The 14,840-nt window shown below is 62.9% G+C and carries 22 protein-coding genes; 13 read left to right on the forward strand and 9 right to left on the reverse strand.

Annotated elements, in window-relative coordinates:
* Positions 1 to 7: 7 nt before the first annotated feature.
* On the reverse strand, positions 8 to 232 hold the full coding sequence (locus JWM94_RS06055) for a DUF6471 domain-containing protein (protein WP_299423501.1): 225 nt from the start codon (positions 230 to 232) through the stop codon (positions 8 to 10).
* A 106-nt stretch (positions 233 to 338) separates the two neighbouring features.
* On the opposite strand from JWM94_RS06055, the gene JWM94_RS06060 reads away from it, so the two are divergent.
* Entirely contained in the window at positions 339 to 1,295 is a 957-nt protein-coding gene (locus tag JWM94_RS06060; RefSeq protein WP_299423505.1) for an IS1595 family transposase, read from the forward strand.
* On the opposite strand, the gene JWM94_RS06065 is transcribed toward JWM94_RS06060, so the two are convergent.
* The 5 genes from JWM94_RS06065 to JWM94_RS06085 form a co-directional block, all read right to left on the reverse strand.
* On the reverse strand, positions 1,292 to 1,750 hold the full coding sequence (locus JWM94_RS06065) for a hypothetical protein (RefSeq protein WP_299423508.1): 459 nt from the start codon (positions 1,748 to 1,750) through the stop codon (positions 1,292 to 1,294). The two genes, JWM94_RS06060 and JWM94_RS06065, sit on opposite strands and share 4 nt — an antisense overlap.
* Positions 1,725 to 1,988: a hypothetical protein gene (locus JWM94_RS06070; RefSeq protein ID WP_299423511.1), complete on the reverse strand. Its 264-nt coding sequence runs from the start codon at positions 1,986 to 1,988 to the stop codon at positions 1,725 to 1,727. The genes JWM94_RS06065 and JWM94_RS06070 overlap by 26 nt, the downstream gene beginning before the upstream one ends.
* 57 nt (positions 1,989 to 2,045) lie before the next feature.
* Positions 2,046 to 2,504: a hypothetical protein gene (locus JWM94_RS06075; protein ID WP_299423514.1), complete on the reverse strand. Its 459-nt coding sequence runs from the start codon at positions 2,502 to 2,504 to the stop codon at positions 2,046 to 2,048.
* A 108-nt stretch (positions 2,505 to 2,612) separates the two neighbouring features.
* Positions 2,613 to 3,893 (reverse strand): tRNA uridine-5-carboxymethylaminomethyl(34) synthesis GTPase MnmE, encoded by a 1,281-nt coding sequence (gene mnmE / locus JWM94_RS06080; protein WP_299423517.1) that lies wholly within the window; start codon positions 3,891 to 3,893, stop codon positions 2,613 to 2,615.
* A gap of 28 nt (positions 3,894 to 3,921) precedes the next feature.
* Positions 3,922 to 4,161 (reverse strand): DUF6489 family protein, encoded by a 240-nt coding sequence (locus tag JWM94_RS06085; RefSeq protein ID WP_299423520.1) that lies wholly within the window; start codon positions 4,159 to 4,161, stop codon positions 3,922 to 3,924.
* 89 nt (positions 4,162 to 4,250) lie between these two features.
* Here JWM94_RS06085 and JWM94_RS06090 point away from each other — a divergent pair, with 89 nt between their 5' ends.
* Entirely contained in the window at positions 4,251 to 4,949 is a 699-nt protein-coding gene (locus JWM94_RS06090) for a dienelactone hydrolase family protein (protein WP_299423522.1), read from the forward strand.
* A gap of 13 nt (positions 4,950 to 4,962) precedes the next feature.
* Here JWM94_RS06090 and JWM94_RS06095 read toward each other — a convergent pair whose 3' ends face one another.
* The 3 genes from JWM94_RS06095 to JWM94_RS06105 all read right to left on the reverse strand — a co-directional run bounded on the left by JWM94_RS06095 (position 4,963) and on the right by JWM94_RS06105 (position 7,675).
* The gene (locus JWM94_RS06095) at positions 4,963 to 5,616 is read right to left on the reverse strand and encodes a YjbE family putative metal transport protein (RefSeq protein ID WP_299423527.1); all 654 of its coding nucleotides are present in this window, start codon (positions 5,614 to 5,616) and stop codon (positions 4,963 to 4,965) included.
* A 217-nt stretch (positions 5,617 to 5,833) separates the two neighbouring features.
* Positions 5,834 to 7,090, reverse strand: coding sequence for a transcription termination factor Rho (gene rho / locus JWM94_RS06100; protein WP_299423531.1), 1,257 nt, complete (start codon positions 7,088 to 7,090; stop codon positions 5,834 to 5,836).
* A gap of 147 nt (positions 7,091 to 7,237) precedes the next feature.
* Positions 7,238 to 7,675, reverse strand: a complete 438-nt coding sequence (locus JWM94_RS06105; protein ID WP_299423536.1) for a CopD family protein — start codon at positions 7,673 to 7,675, stop codon at positions 7,238 to 7,240.
* Positions 7,676 to 8,047: 372 nt separating this feature from the next.
* Between JWM94_RS06105 and JWM94_RS06110 the strand changes: the two genes are divergently transcribed.
* From JWM94_RS06110 to JWM94_RS06160, 11 genes are all read left to right on the forward strand, one after another.
* Positions 8,048 to 8,860: a pyruvate, water dikinase regulatory protein gene (locus JWM94_RS06110; protein ID WP_299423541.1), complete on the forward strand. Its 813-nt coding sequence runs from the start codon at positions 8,048 to 8,050 to the stop codon at positions 8,858 to 8,860.
* Complete coding sequence (locus tag JWM94_RS06115) at positions 8,857 to 9,447, forward strand: nucleoside triphosphate pyrophosphatase (protein WP_299423546.1); 591 nt, start codon at positions 8,857 to 8,859, stop codon at positions 9,445 to 9,447. The genes JWM94_RS06110 and JWM94_RS06115 overlap by 4 nt, the downstream gene beginning before the upstream one ends.
* Positions 9,444 to 10,247 carry a shikimate dehydrogenase gene (gene aroE / locus JWM94_RS06120; RefSeq protein ID WP_299423549.1) on the forward strand — a complete coding sequence of 268 codons (804 nt, stop codon included), beginning with the start codon at positions 9,444 to 9,446 and terminating at the stop codon, positions 10,245 to 10,247. Before JWM94_RS06115 ends, aroE begins: the two co-directional genes overlap by 4 nt.
* Positions 10,244 to 10,837, forward strand: coding sequence for a dephospho-CoA kinase (coaE, locus tag JWM94_RS06125; protein ID WP_299423554.1), 594 nt, complete (start codon positions 10,244 to 10,246; stop codon positions 10,835 to 10,837). The genes aroE and coaE overlap by 4 nt, the downstream gene beginning before the upstream one ends.
* A gap of 8 nt (positions 10,838 to 10,845) precedes the next feature.
* Entirely contained in the window at positions 10,846 to 11,538 is a 693-nt protein-coding gene (gene dnaQ, locus JWM94_RS06130; RefSeq protein WP_299423558.1) for a DNA polymerase III subunit epsilon, read from the forward strand.
* Between the two features lie 55 nt (positions 11,539 to 11,593).
* Entirely contained in the window at positions 11,594 to 12,187 is a 594-nt protein-coding gene (gene raiA, locus JWM94_RS06135; RefSeq protein WP_299423561.1) for a ribosome-associated translation inhibitor RaiA, read from the forward strand.
* A 10-nt stretch (positions 12,188 to 12,197) separates the two neighbouring features.
* Entirely contained in the window at positions 12,198 to 12,668 is a 471-nt protein-coding gene (locus tag JWM94_RS06140; protein ID WP_299423565.1) for a PTS sugar transporter subunit IIA, read from the forward strand.
* Positions 12,658 to 13,110 carry a PaaI family thioesterase gene (locus JWM94_RS06145; protein ID WP_299423569.1) on the forward strand — a complete coding sequence of 151 codons (453 nt, stop codon included), beginning with the start codon at positions 12,658 to 12,660 and terminating at the stop codon, positions 13,108 to 13,110. Before JWM94_RS06140 ends, JWM94_RS06145 begins: the two co-directional genes overlap by 11 nt.
* 20 nt (positions 13,111 to 13,130) lie before the next feature.
* Positions 13,131 to 13,442, forward strand: coding sequence for a DUF1491 family protein (locus tag JWM94_RS06150; protein ID WP_299423573.1), 312 nt, complete (start codon positions 13,131 to 13,133; stop codon positions 13,440 to 13,442).
* Positions 13,443 to 13,669: 227 nt separating this feature from the next.
* The gene (locus JWM94_RS06155; RefSeq protein WP_299423576.1) at positions 13,670 to 14,269 is read left to right on the forward strand and encodes a cell wall hydrolase; all 600 of its coding nucleotides are present in this window, start codon (positions 13,670 to 13,672) and stop codon (positions 14,267 to 14,269) included.
* Positions 14,270 to 14,310: 41 nt separating this feature from the next.
* Complete coding sequence (locus JWM94_RS06160; protein WP_299423583.1) at positions 14,311 to 14,814, forward strand: MmcB family DNA repair protein; 504 nt, start codon at positions 14,311 to 14,313, stop codon at positions 14,812 to 14,814.
* The last annotated feature ends 26 nt before the right edge of the window (positions 14,815 to 14,840 follow it).

A 14,840-nucleotide genomic window follows, 5' to 3' on the forward strand; every position in this document is an offset into this window, starting at 1 on the left:
ACGAACGCTAGTCCGATAGCTGCAAAGAGTGCGCCCCAATAGCGGCTAGACATTGGACCAGGAACACTGCTGTAAACTTGCCACGAGCAAGCTTGTTACGGATGTTAGGTTCGGAGTCCACTACGCCGACCGCTGCCAGCTTTTCGACCAATCCGGCATAGGTGACGTTTCGGCGTTTCAACTCCGCCTTGAGCAGCCCCTTTACCTTCGCTTCCCAAACCGTATCGCTCATTTGCCACTCCATTCGTCGCAAATGCACTCATATACGATACATTTGCCCTTGCCAAGAGTACACCGTTGCCACTATATCCGATGCATAAGCACTGGATACGATGACAATGCAACACTTCCTCCTTTCCGCAGCCGCCCGCACCTTGAGCCTCAAGGCTGTTTTCAAGATGGGCGAGGATGCTGCCTATCAGGCGTTCTGCGAGCTGCGTTGGCCCGAAACGGACGGCGAAGCGGTGTGCCCGCAATGCGGCTGCTGCGAGACGTACAACATCACGTCGCGCCGTCGTTACAAGTGCGTCGGCTGCTATCACCAGTTCAGCGTCACCAGCGGGACGATCTTCGCCAGCCGCAAGCTGTCGTTTACCGATCTGCTGGCGGCAATCGTGATCTTCGTGAACGGCGCTAAGGGCGTGTCGGCGCTGCAAGTCAGCCGCGATCTGGACGTGCAGTACAAGACGGCCTTCGTCCTGTCGCACAAGCTGCGCGAAGCAATGGCGCTAGAGGATGCCGGTCAAAAGCTGTCGGGGACTGTCGAGGTCGACGGTGCCTATTTCGGCGGCTACGTGAAGCCCGCCAACGTCAAGGATCATCGCGTCGATCGCCGCTACAAGCTGAACCAGTCAGGCAAGCGCCAGAACGTCGTGGTCGTTCGCGAGCGCGGCGGCGATATGCTGACCTTCGTCGGCAAGAGCGAAGGCGAAGGCGTTGCCCACGTTGCCCGCGTCGTGGAACCCGGAACGGTCGTTCATGCCGACGAAGCGAGCCATTGGGATGCCCTGCACGGTCGTTACGAGACGTTCCGCATCAATCACAGCGAAGCGTACTCACTGGACGGCGCTTGCACCAATCAGGCGGAAAGCTTCTTCTCGCGCCTTCGTCGCGCCGAAGTCGGTACGCACCATCATATCGCGGGTCCGTACCTGTACGCCTACGCTGGCGAAATGGCTTGGCGCGAGGATAACCGCCGCGTTCCCAATGGCGATCAAACCGCGATGGTCGTTCGGTCGGCAATGGTGTCGCCAGTGTCGCGCAAGTGGGCGGGGTACTGGCAGCGCGGAGCCTAAGCTAGCCTCAACTCAAAATCACCTGTGCGGTCGAACCGCAGATCGAAGCGCTCCAAGACGTCCATGCCTAAGATCGCGTCGAAGTTTTCATTGTTCGCGATGTCGATAATCTCGGTGGGATGAGGCAGGCCAAAATAGGTTCGCGTTTCGCTCACATCGGTATCGGTCCCGTTGGCGAAAAATCCAATTGTGGCCCAATAGAGATAATGGCGCGCTTCGTTGTGGACGTTTTGGATGAACCTCTTGCCGTGACTTTTTAGACTTTCGATTCCGATTACCCGGCGCGTGAGACAGGTTCTCTGCGCACCGGTATCAAGCAAGGCGCGATAGCCTTGAATCGGTATTTCAATCGAACGTTGCTCAGGTTCGACCGCTAGGATTTGCGGGACAAAAGCCTGAAAACCTATCTCTACTATCGCCTGTCGCCGTTCAAGCCTGCCCCGAGCCACCAGCATATGAGTAGAATCCTAGGTTGTCGCGGTCAGTAGTGACCTCTTGGACTGAAAAGCGGCCTTCCCCAAAGCGCTTCACGCCCTCGATCATCGCTGCCAAGGCGTTTCCGCAATACGCTACTATATTGCGGTCGTGCATGACTGCGTACTGCCCACGGTGCTGCGGTAGGATCTCGGGAAGCTGTTCAAGGAACGCTTCATAGTTCCGATCAATTTCGGCTATCTCGTTCGACATATCCACGCCTCCACCCTTGCCGGTGTACGCTATCATTGCGTTCCGAGTCGTGTCACGCGTTTTCTATATTGACTCCGGACCCGAATCGAGTCCGTGTGCCGAGACTCGCCATGCTGACAGACTCCAGCGCCCCGGATGAGTCGAGGCATCGTAAATTACCGCGCCGTCCCTGCGCCGGGTGAAGGTGCTGAAAATGGTATTTGCCAGCATACCGCGCGACTCTGGCGTCACCGCCTTGCCAAGCCTTGTCAGTACTCGGCCAGCTATCTCGCTGGCAGTAAGCGGCTCGCCAGCCTCTCGCAGTACCGTGAGGGCTTCTCGGCTTCCCGCGCCCCTGCGAGTCCCGGCGGGGTTTTTCGAGAAGCTACGCTTCGGCAGTATGCCGTTCACGTCATAGCCGGGCCGGAACATCTTGATGACAGCATCAAGATTCGCACGTTCAACCTCAAGCCTCATAATCTGAAAGCGTCGGTTCAGGATTTCCCCGTCGATGCGGGCGCGCTTGTCGATTAGCGCCGTCATAACGTGAGTTTCCGCCATCACTCTGCCTATGCATCCGATACGATGGCATAGCGCACTCTTGCCGGTGGCATCTACCCACGTCTTGGTGCATCTGCTACATAATGCCGCTCATTTTCCGATGCAGAACTTGCCAAACATGGCATCAAGCATCGCTTCGACCCCGACATCGCCGGTGATCCGTGCGAGCGCAGCGTTGGCACGACGCAGGGCGTCGGCGACGACCAGCTCGTCAGCGCAATCAATATCCCCCAGAGCATCGAACGCCATGCTGCAATGCCCGGCTTGCCGGGAATTGAGTGCCACATCCCCCGGCTTGGGGATCAGGACCGACGCATGGTTGGCGATGATCTCCCAAAGTGCCTCCACCGTCTCACCGCGTTGCGCGGATACCGACACGATCGGCCCCTCTCTTGGTTGTCCGCGACCGGGCAGATCGGCGCGAGCGTGGAGCCATAGCATGTGCGGAGCCGGTGGCGCATCGTCACCGAGCCACAATACGATATCGGCACCGGCGATCGCCTCATCCGCGCGGGCGATACCGATCTGTTCGATTGCGTCGTCGGTTGTGTCGCGCAGTCCCGCGGTGTCGGTCAGCACGAATGGGATGCCTTCTCGCCCGACCGACACCTCGATCCGGTCGCGCGTGGTGCCGGCGATCGGCGAAACGATCGCAGCGTCGCGGCGCGAAAGCGCGTTGAGCAATGTCGATTTGCCGCTATTTGGCGGCCCGGCCAATACAACGCGCACGCCATCACGCAAGCGCTCCACCGTTGGTGCAGCGAGCGCCGCCGCCATCTCAGCCGCCACAGAACTTGCTCGCTCACGGATGTCGCCAAGTAATGCTGGAGGAACATCGGCCTCGTCGGCGAAATCGAGCGAAGCCTCGATCTGCGCGGCTAAGTCGAGCAATGCCGCCCGCCACCCTGCGATGCGCCGCGACAGAACGCCGTCAGCCATTGCCAGCGCGGCGCGGCGCTGCAATTCGGTCTCGGCTGTCAGTAGATCGCTGAGCCCTTCGGCTTCAGCGAGGTCGATCCGGCCGTTTCCTAGCGCGCGCCGCGTAAATTCGCCGGGCTCGGCACGACGCAGGCCGGGCTGCGCGCTCAGCGACGCCTCGACCGCCGCCACCACGGCACGGCCACCATGCAAATGGAGCTCGACTAGATCTTCGCCGGTCGCGGAGGCGGGTCCGGGAAAGACCAAAACGATCGCGCGGTCGAGATGATCACCGCTTTCCGGATCGCGAATCGTGCGCACGCGCGCTTCACGTGGAGCAGGGAGATCGCCGACAAGCGCGCGTGCCGCCGTCAGCGCTGCCGACCCGCTGATCCGCACGATGGCAATCGCCGCGGGCGGGGTCCCAGTTGAGGGCGCAAAGATCGTTTCCATGCCGTCAGTCGCCCTCGACCGCTTGGCGTCAATCCTTCGTCTTACCGGCCGCGTTGTCGAACAGGCCCCGCCAGAACGCCATACTCGAGTCACCCATCGGCATCCAGTTTTTCATCATGTTTTCAAGGAGTTCAGGCTTAATCGCGGTGCCATCCATCGCGCCCATGATCGATTGGATATATTTATCGTGGATCGGCGAGAGATCGGGCAGGCCGATCGCGCGGCGTGCTTCCTCGGGGGTGCAATCCACCTCGACATTGAACTTCATCGCAAACCTTCCGCTTGAGCAGCGTCGGGGTGCTGCTACCTTGACGCCTATATGCCCCTTTATCGCGACGCCTAGCAAGGAGAGCGACCATGACCGCCACCATCAGCATCGCCACATTCGATGGCGACGGTGCGTTCGATGCGTATCTCGCTGAGCCGGCGGGCGGCAACGCCGGCTCGGCGATCGTCGTCATTCAGGAGATTTTCGGAGTCAACGCGGGGATCCGCCGCAAATGCGATCAGCTTGCCGAGGCGGGCTATCTCGCGATCGCGCCCGACCTGTTCTGGCGGCTCGGGCCGGGGATCGAACTCGACCCCGACATTCCCGACCAATTCCAGGCTGCGCTCGGCTGGATGGGCAAGTTCGACCAGGATCTGGGGATCCGCGACATCGAGGCGACGATCCGCGCGGCCCGTGGCAAGGTCGGCGGCGGCAAGGTCGGCGCGGTCGGTTACTGCCTAGGCGGGCGACTGGCCTATATGACCGCGGCGCGGACCGACGTCGATGCGAGCGTGGGCTATTACGCGGTCGGCATCGACGGCCTGCTCGGCGAAAAGCATGCCATCGCACGACCGCTAATGCTGCACATCGCCGGGGCCGATCATTTCGTCATGCCGGATGTTCAGGCCGCAATGCATGCTGGGCTCGACGACCATCCCAAAGTCACGTTGCATGACTATCAGGGGGTCGATCATGGCTTCGCTACCGAATTCGGCAAGCGTCGGGCCGATGGCGCGGCCAAGCTCGCCGACGAACGAACGATGGGGTTCTTTCGCGATAATATCTGATAATATCAGGGAACTAGATCAAACCGAACCACCGCCCGACGCCGATCTGCGGATCGACGAAGCCTTCGTGGATCATCTTGCCCGCGACGTAGAGGATCACTGCGAGGCCGAGATAGATGATCCAGCGGAACCGCTCGATCAGCCGCGCGACGATGTTGGCAGCGAGCCCCATCAGCGTCACCGATAGTGCCAGCCCGATGAACAGCACCGCGGGATGATCGCGCGCGGTGCCGGCGACCGCGAGCACGTTGTCGAGGCTCATCGACAGGTCGGCGATCGCCACCGACACGATCGCGCGGCCGAAATTGCGCGTCGATGGCGGGCCTTCGATCGCCGGCGTGTCCGGATCATCGACCGCGGCGGGGGTGCTGGCGGGGTGAAGCTCGCGAAACAGCTTCCACGCCACCCACAATAGCAACAACCCACCGGCGAACAGCAGCCCGACGATACTGAGCAATTGTGTCGCGACCAGTGCAAACCCAATCAAAAAGACCATCGCGATACCGACGCCAATGCCGAGGATTCGCTTGCGCTGCGCTGGCGGGAAGCCGGCCGCGAGCGTGCCGAGCACGATGACGTTGTCGCCGGCGAGCGTGAGGTCGATCAGGATGACTTGGCCAAGCACGGCGAGGCCGGCGGGCGTGAAGATGTCGGCGAAATCGAACATGGGGTGTGCGCCTAACGCTTTGGCGTAGCTAAAGCGAGGCCCAGCGCGCATCGGTCGGACTCGCTCAAGCGAGGACCGACGGCGCTTTGCCGCGGCGGGTCGTGGGGATTTGGGATAACAAGAGGCGTGGGCAGAGCCCACGCCGTCGGCCGGGCTTTCAGCCCGCCGGCCGTCCGGTCGCGAGTCCTGAATTAGCTTCGCTAATCCAGGCCGCTCCCTACTGATTCATCGAATCGAAGAAATCTTCGTTCGTCTTCGAATTCTTCATCTTGTCGAGCAGGAACTCCATCGCGTCGATCGTGCCCATCTGCATCAGGATGCGGCGCAGCACCCACATCTTGGACAGCTTGCCCTGATCGACCAGCAGTTCTTCCTTGCGGGTGCCCGACTTGCCGACGTCGAGCGCCGGGAAGATGCGCTTGTCGGCAACCTTGCGGTCGAGCACGATTTCCGAGTTACCGGTGCCCTTGAACTCTTCGAAGATGACTTCGTCCATGCGGCTGCCGGTGTCGATCAGCGCGGTCGCGATGATCGACAGCGATCCGCCTTCCTCGATGTTGCGCGCGGCGCCGAAGAAGCGCTTGGGCCGCTGGAGCGCATTGGCGTCGACACCGCCGGTCAGCACCTTGCCCGAGCTCGGCACGACCGTGTTATAGGCGCGGCCGAGGCGGGTGATCGAATCGAGCAGGATCACGACATCCTTCTTGTGCTCGACCAGCCGCTTGGCCTTTTCGATCACCATTTCGGCGACCTGGACGTGGCGCGTCGCGGGCTCGTCGAAGGTCGAGGAGACGACCTCACCTTTCACGCTGCGCTGCATGTCGGTGACTTCTTCCGGGCGCTCGTCGATCAGCAGGACGATCAGGAAGACTTCGGGGTGGTTGTCGGTGATCGCCTTGGCGATGTTCTGCAGCATCACCGTCTTGCCGACGCGCGGCGGGGCGACGATCAAAGTACGCTGCCCCTTACCCTGGGGCGAGACGATGTCGATCACCCGGGCCGATTTGTCCTTGGCGGTCGGATCGGTCGCGTCGAGCGTCAGCTTGCTCTCGGGATAGAGCGGCGTCAGGTTGTCGAAATTGACGCGGTGGCGGACCGCATCGGGATCGTCGAAATTGACCGCGGTGAGCCGCACCAGCGCGAAATAGCGTTCGCCGTCCTTGGGACCGCGGATCTCGCCTTCGACCGTGTCACCGGTCCTGAGACCGAATTTACGCACCTGATTGGGCGAGATGTAGATGTCGTCGGGCCCGGCGAGGTAATTCGCCTCGGGGCTGCGCAGGAACCCGAACCCGTCGGGCAGCACTTCGATCGTGCCCAGGCCCATGATCTGGTCGCCATTTTCGGCTTGTTCCTTGAGGATCGCGAACAGCAGATCCTGCTTGCGCAGCGTCGACGCGCTTTCGACACCGAGCTCCTCGGCCATCGCGACCAGCTCGGCGGGGGGTTTCTTCTTGAGGTCTTTGAGATGCATTTCGGGCGTGTCCGGGAATATTTTCGGGGAAGTTCGAGCGTCTGTCTGCGAAGGAACGCGACAATGCCGGAGGAAAGGCGGAAGCGGACCCCGGAAGGGTCACTCGCCGACGGGACTTATGGACGCGAGCCGGTCAAGTCAAGACGATCAGAACGGTTTGACCACCACGAGAATGACGATCAGCGTCACAAATAAGGCAGGCAGTTCATTGACCAGGCGGAGCTGCTTCGAGGTCAGTCGCGCATTTCCTACCGCCAGCTTCTTGGCATAGCCGACCATCCAGCCGTGATAACCGGTCATCAGCACGACCAGCAGCAGCTTGCTGTGGAGCCAGGGCTGATCCCACCAATGCCCGGCCGTGGCGATCGTCAGACCGAACGCCCAGACCAGGATCATCGAGGGCGTCATGATGATGCGGCGCAATTTGCCCTCGCGCTCGACCCATTTGTCGGCCTCGGGCGTCCCCAGCGATTCCTGGTGATGGACGAGATAGCGCGGCAGCATGAACAGGCCCGCCATCCAGAAGATCACGAAGATGACGTGCGCCGCCTTCAGCCACAGATAGATCGAGGCGAGGAAGTCCATCCTTGGTCCCTTACGATAGTCAGCCGATATGCCCGATCGGGGCGACCGACACGGCTTTCCCGCAAATCGGGCCGGGTTCAAGAGTCATATAGAATATATAGAAAAAGGTTGTTGAAGCTGTTGGCGCGTGGATGCCGGGGTTTACGCAGCTGTCCCATAACCGCCCACAGCTTGACCGCAGCTACTCCACGCAAACCCGCCGATTCGCCGCTGCCGTCCCCGTTTTTCACAGGCTGTGCGGGGAACGATTGACTGTTGGCGGGGCTGTGGACAGCGGGGCCGCTTTTCCACGGCGCAGCATCGCTTGGCGGCGTCGGCGGGTTGCGCTAGCGGTTTTGCCGATGTTGCCCACAGGGTTCGGCTCGCGCTGATATGCGTTTGCATCTGCACCTCCTCTCCGACTCGACCGGCGAGACGCTGGAGAATATCGCCAAGGCGGCGCTCGCGCAGTTCGACGATGTCGAGACGATCCGCCATTTCTGGCCGATGGTGCGTAGCGAAGCCCATCTCGAGCGGATCCTGCAGGAGATCACGCACAATCCGGGGCTCGTGCTGTTCACCCTGGTGTCGAGCGAGATGCGGCGGTCGCTCGAGACGCGGTGCCGCGCGCTCGGCCTGCCCGCCGTCGCGCCGCTCGACCCGGTCAACGACGCGCTCACGAACCTGCTCGGGCAGCAGGCCAAAGCGCGCCCCGGACGCCAGCATGTCTTGGATGCGGCCTATTTCCAGCGAGTCGATGCCATCCAGTTCACGATCGCGCATGACGACGGGGTCAATTGGGAGAATTGGGAGGAAGCCGACATCGTTCTAGCCGGCGTGTCGCGCACGTCGAAGACGCCGACGTCGATCTATTTGGCCAATCGCGGGTTCAAGACCGCCAACATCCCGATCGTGCCCGAATCGCCGCCGCCCGCAAAGCTGTTCGAACTGAAAAACCCGCTGGTCGTCGGGCTGACCACCAGCGCCGACCGCTTGATCCAGGTGCGGCGCAACCGGTTGCTGTCGCTCAACCAGAACCCCGAAACCGCCTATGTCGATCAGGAAGCGGTGACGCGCGAAGTCGCCTATGCGCGCCGGATGTTCGCCGACAACGACTGGCCGGTGATCGACGTCACCCGGCGATCGATCGAGGAAACCGCGGCGGCGATCATCGGCATGGTCAACGACCGGACCGGTGATCAATGACGCTGATTCTCGCCTCCCAAAGCGCCTCGCGTCGGGCGATGCTCGACGCGGCGGGCGTCGCGTATACCGCGCAACCCGCGTGGGTCGATGAGGATGGCGTCAAGGCGGCGATGGTCGGGCAATTGCCGCGCGATATCGCCGACGCGCTCGCCGAACTAAAGGCGATCAAGGTGTCGCAGGCACATCCAGCTGCACTGGTATTGGGCAGCGACTCGCTCGTTGCGCTCGCTGACGGGACATTACTCGACAAACCGGTGAGCCGGGAGGATGCCGCCGATCATTTGCGCGCGATGGCGGGCGGTACGCACGATTTGTGGAGCGCGGCGGTCATCGCCGAGGCTGGGCGCCCGGTATGGCGGCATGTCGAGCGCGCGCGGCTGGTAGTGCGGGCGCTGTCCGAGGATTTCATCGGATCGTATCTTGATGCCGAATGGCCCGCGATTGCCGGTTGCGTCGGTTGCTTCCGGATCGAGGGGCCGGGGGTGCAATTGTTCAGCAAAATCGACGGCAGCCACTTCACCGTGCTCGGCATGCCGCTGCTTCCGGTGCTCGATTATCTGCGGGTGCGCGGGGAGTTGGCGTCATGAAATATGCGGAAGTGATCGGCGATCCGATCGCGCACTCGAAATCACCGGTGATCCACGGTTTCTGGCTCGACGCGTTGGGGATCGCTGCCGAGTATCGCGCGACGCATGTCGTGGCCGAGGGGCTGGCCGACTATTTCAGCGAGCGCCGCGCCGATCCCGATTGGCTGGGGTGCAACGTCACCATCCCGCACAAACTGGCGGCGCTCGATTTCGTTGAGGATCGCGGCGATGTGCGGTCGTCGATCGGCGCGATCAACACCGTGTTTCGCGATTCGGGCGCGCTGATCGGCACCAATACCGACGCCGCGGGCTTCTATGCGCCGATTTCGGGGATGGAGCTCGCCGGCGAGCCGGTCTTGGTGATCGGCGCTGGCGGCGCGGCACGCGCCATCCTGTTCGCGCTGGCGCGGGTCGGGGTCGGACGCGTGACATTGCTCAACCGCAATCCGTTGAAGGGCGCGGCGTTGCTCGCCAGCTTCGGGCTCAAGGGCGACGCGTTGAAGCTCGATGCGCCGATCCCGCCTGCGGCGCTGTTGGTCAACGCTACCTCGCTCGGCATGACCGGCCAGCCACCGTTCGACCTCGATCTGTCGCCGCTGCCCGACGAGGCGGTGGTCTACGATATCGTCTATGCACCGCTCGAAACCGGCTTGCTGAAGGCGGCGCGGTCGCGGGATCTCGCGACGGTCGACGGCTTGGAGATGCTGATCGGCCAGGCCGCCCTGGCGTTCGAACTGTTCTTCGGTGCCGCGCCGCCGCGCGAGCGCGACGACGACCTGCGCGACTTGCTCACGAAATGAAGACGATCGGCCTCACCGGATCGATCGGCATGGGCAAGTCGACCGTCGCAAAGATGTTCGAGGACGAAGGCGTCGCCGTGTTCGATTCGGATGCGGCGGTGCGCGCGTTGCAGGGACCGGCGGGACGCCTGGTCGGCGCTATCGAGACGGCATTTCCTGGCACTACCGGACCCGGCGGCGTCGATCGTGCCGCGTTGGGCGCGCGCGTATTCGGCAACCCTGACGACCTCAAGCGGCTAGAGGCGATCGTGCATCCCGCGGTCGGCGAGGAACGCGCCGTTTTTCTGGCACGGCATGCCAACGACGCGATGGTGGTGTTCGACGTGCCCCTGCTGTTCGAAACCGGCGGCGACCGCGCCGTCGATGTGACCGTCGTTGTTTCGGCCGCCGCCGCCGTCCAGGCCGAACGCGTCCTCGCGCGGCCGGGCATGACACAGGAACGCCTGACCGACATCCTCACCCGCCAAACGCCGGATGCCGAAAAGCGCGCGCGTGCCGACTATGTGATACCGACCGATTGCCCGATGGAGCAAACCCACGCCTCCGTGCGTCATGTCATCGCTTGCGTGTCGGCGAGCCAAGACCGATAACGGGATCAATGCGCGAGATCATTTTCGATACCGAGACGACCGGCCTGTCCTTTACCGCAGGCGACCGTATGGTCGAAATCGGCTGTGTCGAGATGATCAACCGGGTCGAGACCGGGCGCACGTATCACGCGTATTTTCATCCTGAGCGCCCGATGCCGGCCGAAGCGCAGCGCATCCATGGGCTGTCGGATGCCTTCTTATCGGACAAACCCAAGTTCCACGAAAAGGTCGAGGACCTGCTCGAATTTCTCGGCGATGCGATGCTCGTCGCGCACAATGCGAGCTTCGACTTCGGCTTCCTCAACGGCGAATTGAAGAAATTGGGACGGGAGATCATCGCGCTCGACCGGATGATCGACACCGTCGCGATGGCGCGCCAGCGCCACCCAGGCGCCAAGCATTCCCTTGACGCGTTGTGCACGCGCTACGGCATCGATCGTAGCCACCGCGTGCTCCACGGCGCGTTGCTCGACGCGCAATTGCTGTGTCAGGTCTATGTCGAGCTCACCGGCGGGCGCCAAATCGGCCTGACTCTGGTCAGCGACGAAGAAATCGCGGTTCCGATCCTCGACGAGGATCCGCGCGCGGCGCAGCCGCGGCCGATGCGGCTGTTTCATGCCAATGACGACGAACTGGCGCGGCATGCCGCCTTTATCGCAAAGCTGAAGAACCCGCTTTGGGGGGCCGACGCGTCCGGTTGACGCGTGTGCATGGCCGAGCGTAGCAGCGCCGGCCCGGCCAGAATGGAGAATGAAGATGGAAATCCGCGTATCGGGCCACCAGGTCGAAACCGGCGACGCGTTGAAAACCCAGGTCCAGACTCGTCTCCAGGGAATCGCCGACAAATATTTCGCCCGCGCGATCTCCGCGCAGGTGACCTTCGGCAAGGGACCGCATGACGCGGGATTCACCTGCGATGTCGTCGCACACGTGATGCAAGGGCTGGTGCTCAAGGCGCGCAACGACGGCTATGATGCGCATGGTGCGTTTGACGGCGCCGCCGACAAGATCGAAAAACAGCTACGCCGCTACATGCGCCGGCTGAAGGATCGCAAGGCCGTCGCCACCGCCGTCACGGCGGCCGATGGCGATGCCGCGAATGGGTACGACAATGCCGGCTATACCCTGTTCCAGGAACCGACCGAAGACGAGCCCGCCGATGCCCCGCTGATCATCGCCGAAACGCGCGTCGACGTGCCCGACGCCAGCGTGTCGGACGCGGTGATGATGCTCGATCTGCGCAACACCCAGGCGCTGATGTTCCGCAATTCGGGGACCGGTGCGTACAACATGGTCTATCGCCGCGGTGACGGCACGATCGGCTGGGTCGAGCCGCACCGCGCGAACTGACGGACTGGACATGACCAACGATCTGTCGGACCTGATCAGGCCCGAGGGCATTGCTGAAGGGCTGGCGGTGGTGAGCAAGAAGGCGCTGTTCCAACAGCTCGGTCAGCTTGCCGCCGCGGCCTATGGCATGGATGCCAAGGCCGCGGCCGACGGGCTGGCGGTGCGCGAAAAGCTCGGGTCGACCGGGTTCGGCGGCGGCGTCGCGATCCCGCATGCGCGACTGATCGGGATCGACGCGATTTGCGGTGTCATCGTCACGCTCGCCAAACCGATCGATGTCGATGCGGTCGATGAACTGCCGGTCGACCTGGTGGTGGCCTTGTTTTCACCGCCTGACGCGGGCGCTGACCATTTGAAGGCGTTGGCGCGGGTGTCGCGCGCGCTGCGTGACGCGAAATTCGTCGCCAAGTTGCGCGGATCGGGGTCGAAGGACGCGATGTACGCACTGCTCGCTCCCGATGAGGCGCGCGATGCCGCCTGACGCCGGCGCGGCCGCGCACTTTCGCGCGCTCGAATCGCTTTATGCCGCCGCGCCGATCAACGGATTGTTCGAATCGCGGCTGGAGATCGTCGAAAGCGGGGTCGCGCGGATCGCGTTCTCGATCGAGCCGCGCCATTATCACGCCGGCGATGCGGCGCACGGAACGAGCTATTTCAAGATGCTCGACGATGCGGCGTTTTATGCGTGCAACAGCCTGGTCACCGACCGATTCCTGCTGACCACCGCGTTCAACCTGCTGTTCACGCGGCCATTGAAGGCGGGGCCGGTGGTCGCCGAAGGACGCTGGGTAAGCGGTCAGCGCCGCGTGTTCGTCGGCGAAGCGCGGCTGATCGATTCGGATGGCGAGGAAGCGGCGCGGGGCACCGGCACGTTCATGCGCTCGTCGATCCCGCTTGCCGGCTTGCCGGGTTACGGCAGCTGACCGCGCGGCTGGCGAGCGGCGTGCTGGTCAACGCGTTGGTGCGGCGCGCCAACCGCGAAGGCGGGTTCGCGACGGTGCTAGCCAAGGGTGATGCGACTGCGGGCGCGATCCTGATTATCGCGCAGGATCGTGGCGAACATGCACGAGCCTATGAGCGCGGGGTCGGCGCAAAAGGCGACACCGAACTGCTCCCGGTCGGCCCCGAGGGGGTTTCTCAGGAAGTCACCGACTACTGGATACGGCGTCGCCGTAACGATCCAGATCTATGGGTGGTGGAGGTGGATATCGCAGCGGCAGAACGATTCGTCGCTGAAACGATCCTCGACGGTTGACTTGCTGCACCGCACAATCCACAGGCAGCATCAATATCATGCGCGTTGTGCTGTGACGGGGTGCGATCCCTAACGGTTACGCAGTCGGGTGGTAGTCCGGACGGTCCCTTTTTCCTGCGACCGCATTATTTCCGCGCTCCAACCGCACTTTAGTCAGTTGAATGTCGGTTTTCTCTCGCGCCGCGGGTCCCGTGGCGATTTCTGCTACACTTTTCGCGCTGCTCGGCATGAGCAGCCCGAGCAAGGCTTGGGATGTTGCGCGTGCACCGGTCGACACCGTTACCACCGCTGTCCTTCCCGCTATTAACACACCGGGCACCGTCCCGGTTCCCAATTCCCCTCTGAAGCCGGCGACCGATCCGACTCCCGACGAGGTGTCGATCGCAAAGGCGCCACCGCCTGCCGTTGGTCTCTCCTACGCGAGCCTCGCTGCCGCTGTCGCGGCGCAGGACACGCCGCGTGAGATGGATTCCGAACTGTCGTGCCTCGCAGGCGCAGTCTATTTCGAATCGAAGGGCGAGCCGCTGTCGGGCCAGCTCGCGGTCGCCAACGTGATCATCAACCGCACGACATCGGGGCGTTTCCCGACATCGATCTGCTCGGTGGTCAAGCAGCCGGGGCAATTCTCGTTCGTGCGCGGCGGCCGGATCCCGGCGGTCGGAGCGAACGCGCAATATCGCACGGCGACGGCGATCGCGAAGATCGCGCTGGCCGATGCCTGGGCCGATCCCGCGCCCAAGGCGCTCTATTTCCACGCCCGCCGCGTCTCGCCAAATTGGGGCAAGGCGCGCGTCGCGATGATCGGCAATCATATCTTCTTCCGCTGATCGGACTTTCCAGCGTTCGCCTAATGTTCTAAAGCGGGGAGATGCTCGATGCGTCTCCCCGCTGCCCCCCGATCGGTGACGAGGCGCTGTGCGCGGCGGATGTTGCGCGCGGCGTCATTCGCATGCTCGCGCGGCACGATCTGGCGGCGATGACCGAGGTGGCGTTGGACGGCGGTCGCCGCGCCGACATCATGGCGATCGACGGACGTGGCCAGATCGTCATCGTCGAGATCAAGGTGTCGCGCGCCGATCTGCTCGGCGATGGCAAATGGTTCGATTATCTCGATCATTGCGACCGTTTCTTCTGGGCGGTGCCGGCGGGGTTCGACCACGCGCCGTTGCACGGCGAGGCATTCCTGCCCGAGCGATCCGGCGTGATCATCGCCGATCGCTACGATGCGGCGATCCTGCGCGAAGCGGCGACACATCCTTTGAGCACCGCCGGGCGCAAAAAGTGTACATTGGCGTTTGCCAGGCGAGCGGCACGGCGCGCGAGCGGGCTGGCCGATCCCGAATTGGGGTTCCTGCTCAACGCGTCCGAATAGCGCCACGCCGTCAGACGAGACCAGCC

The sequence above is a fragment of the Sphingomonas bacterium genome (assembly GCF_028289855.1).
Classification (GTDB): domain Bacteria; phylum Pseudomonadota; class Alphaproteobacteria; order Sphingomonadales; family Sphingomonadaceae; genus Sphingomonas.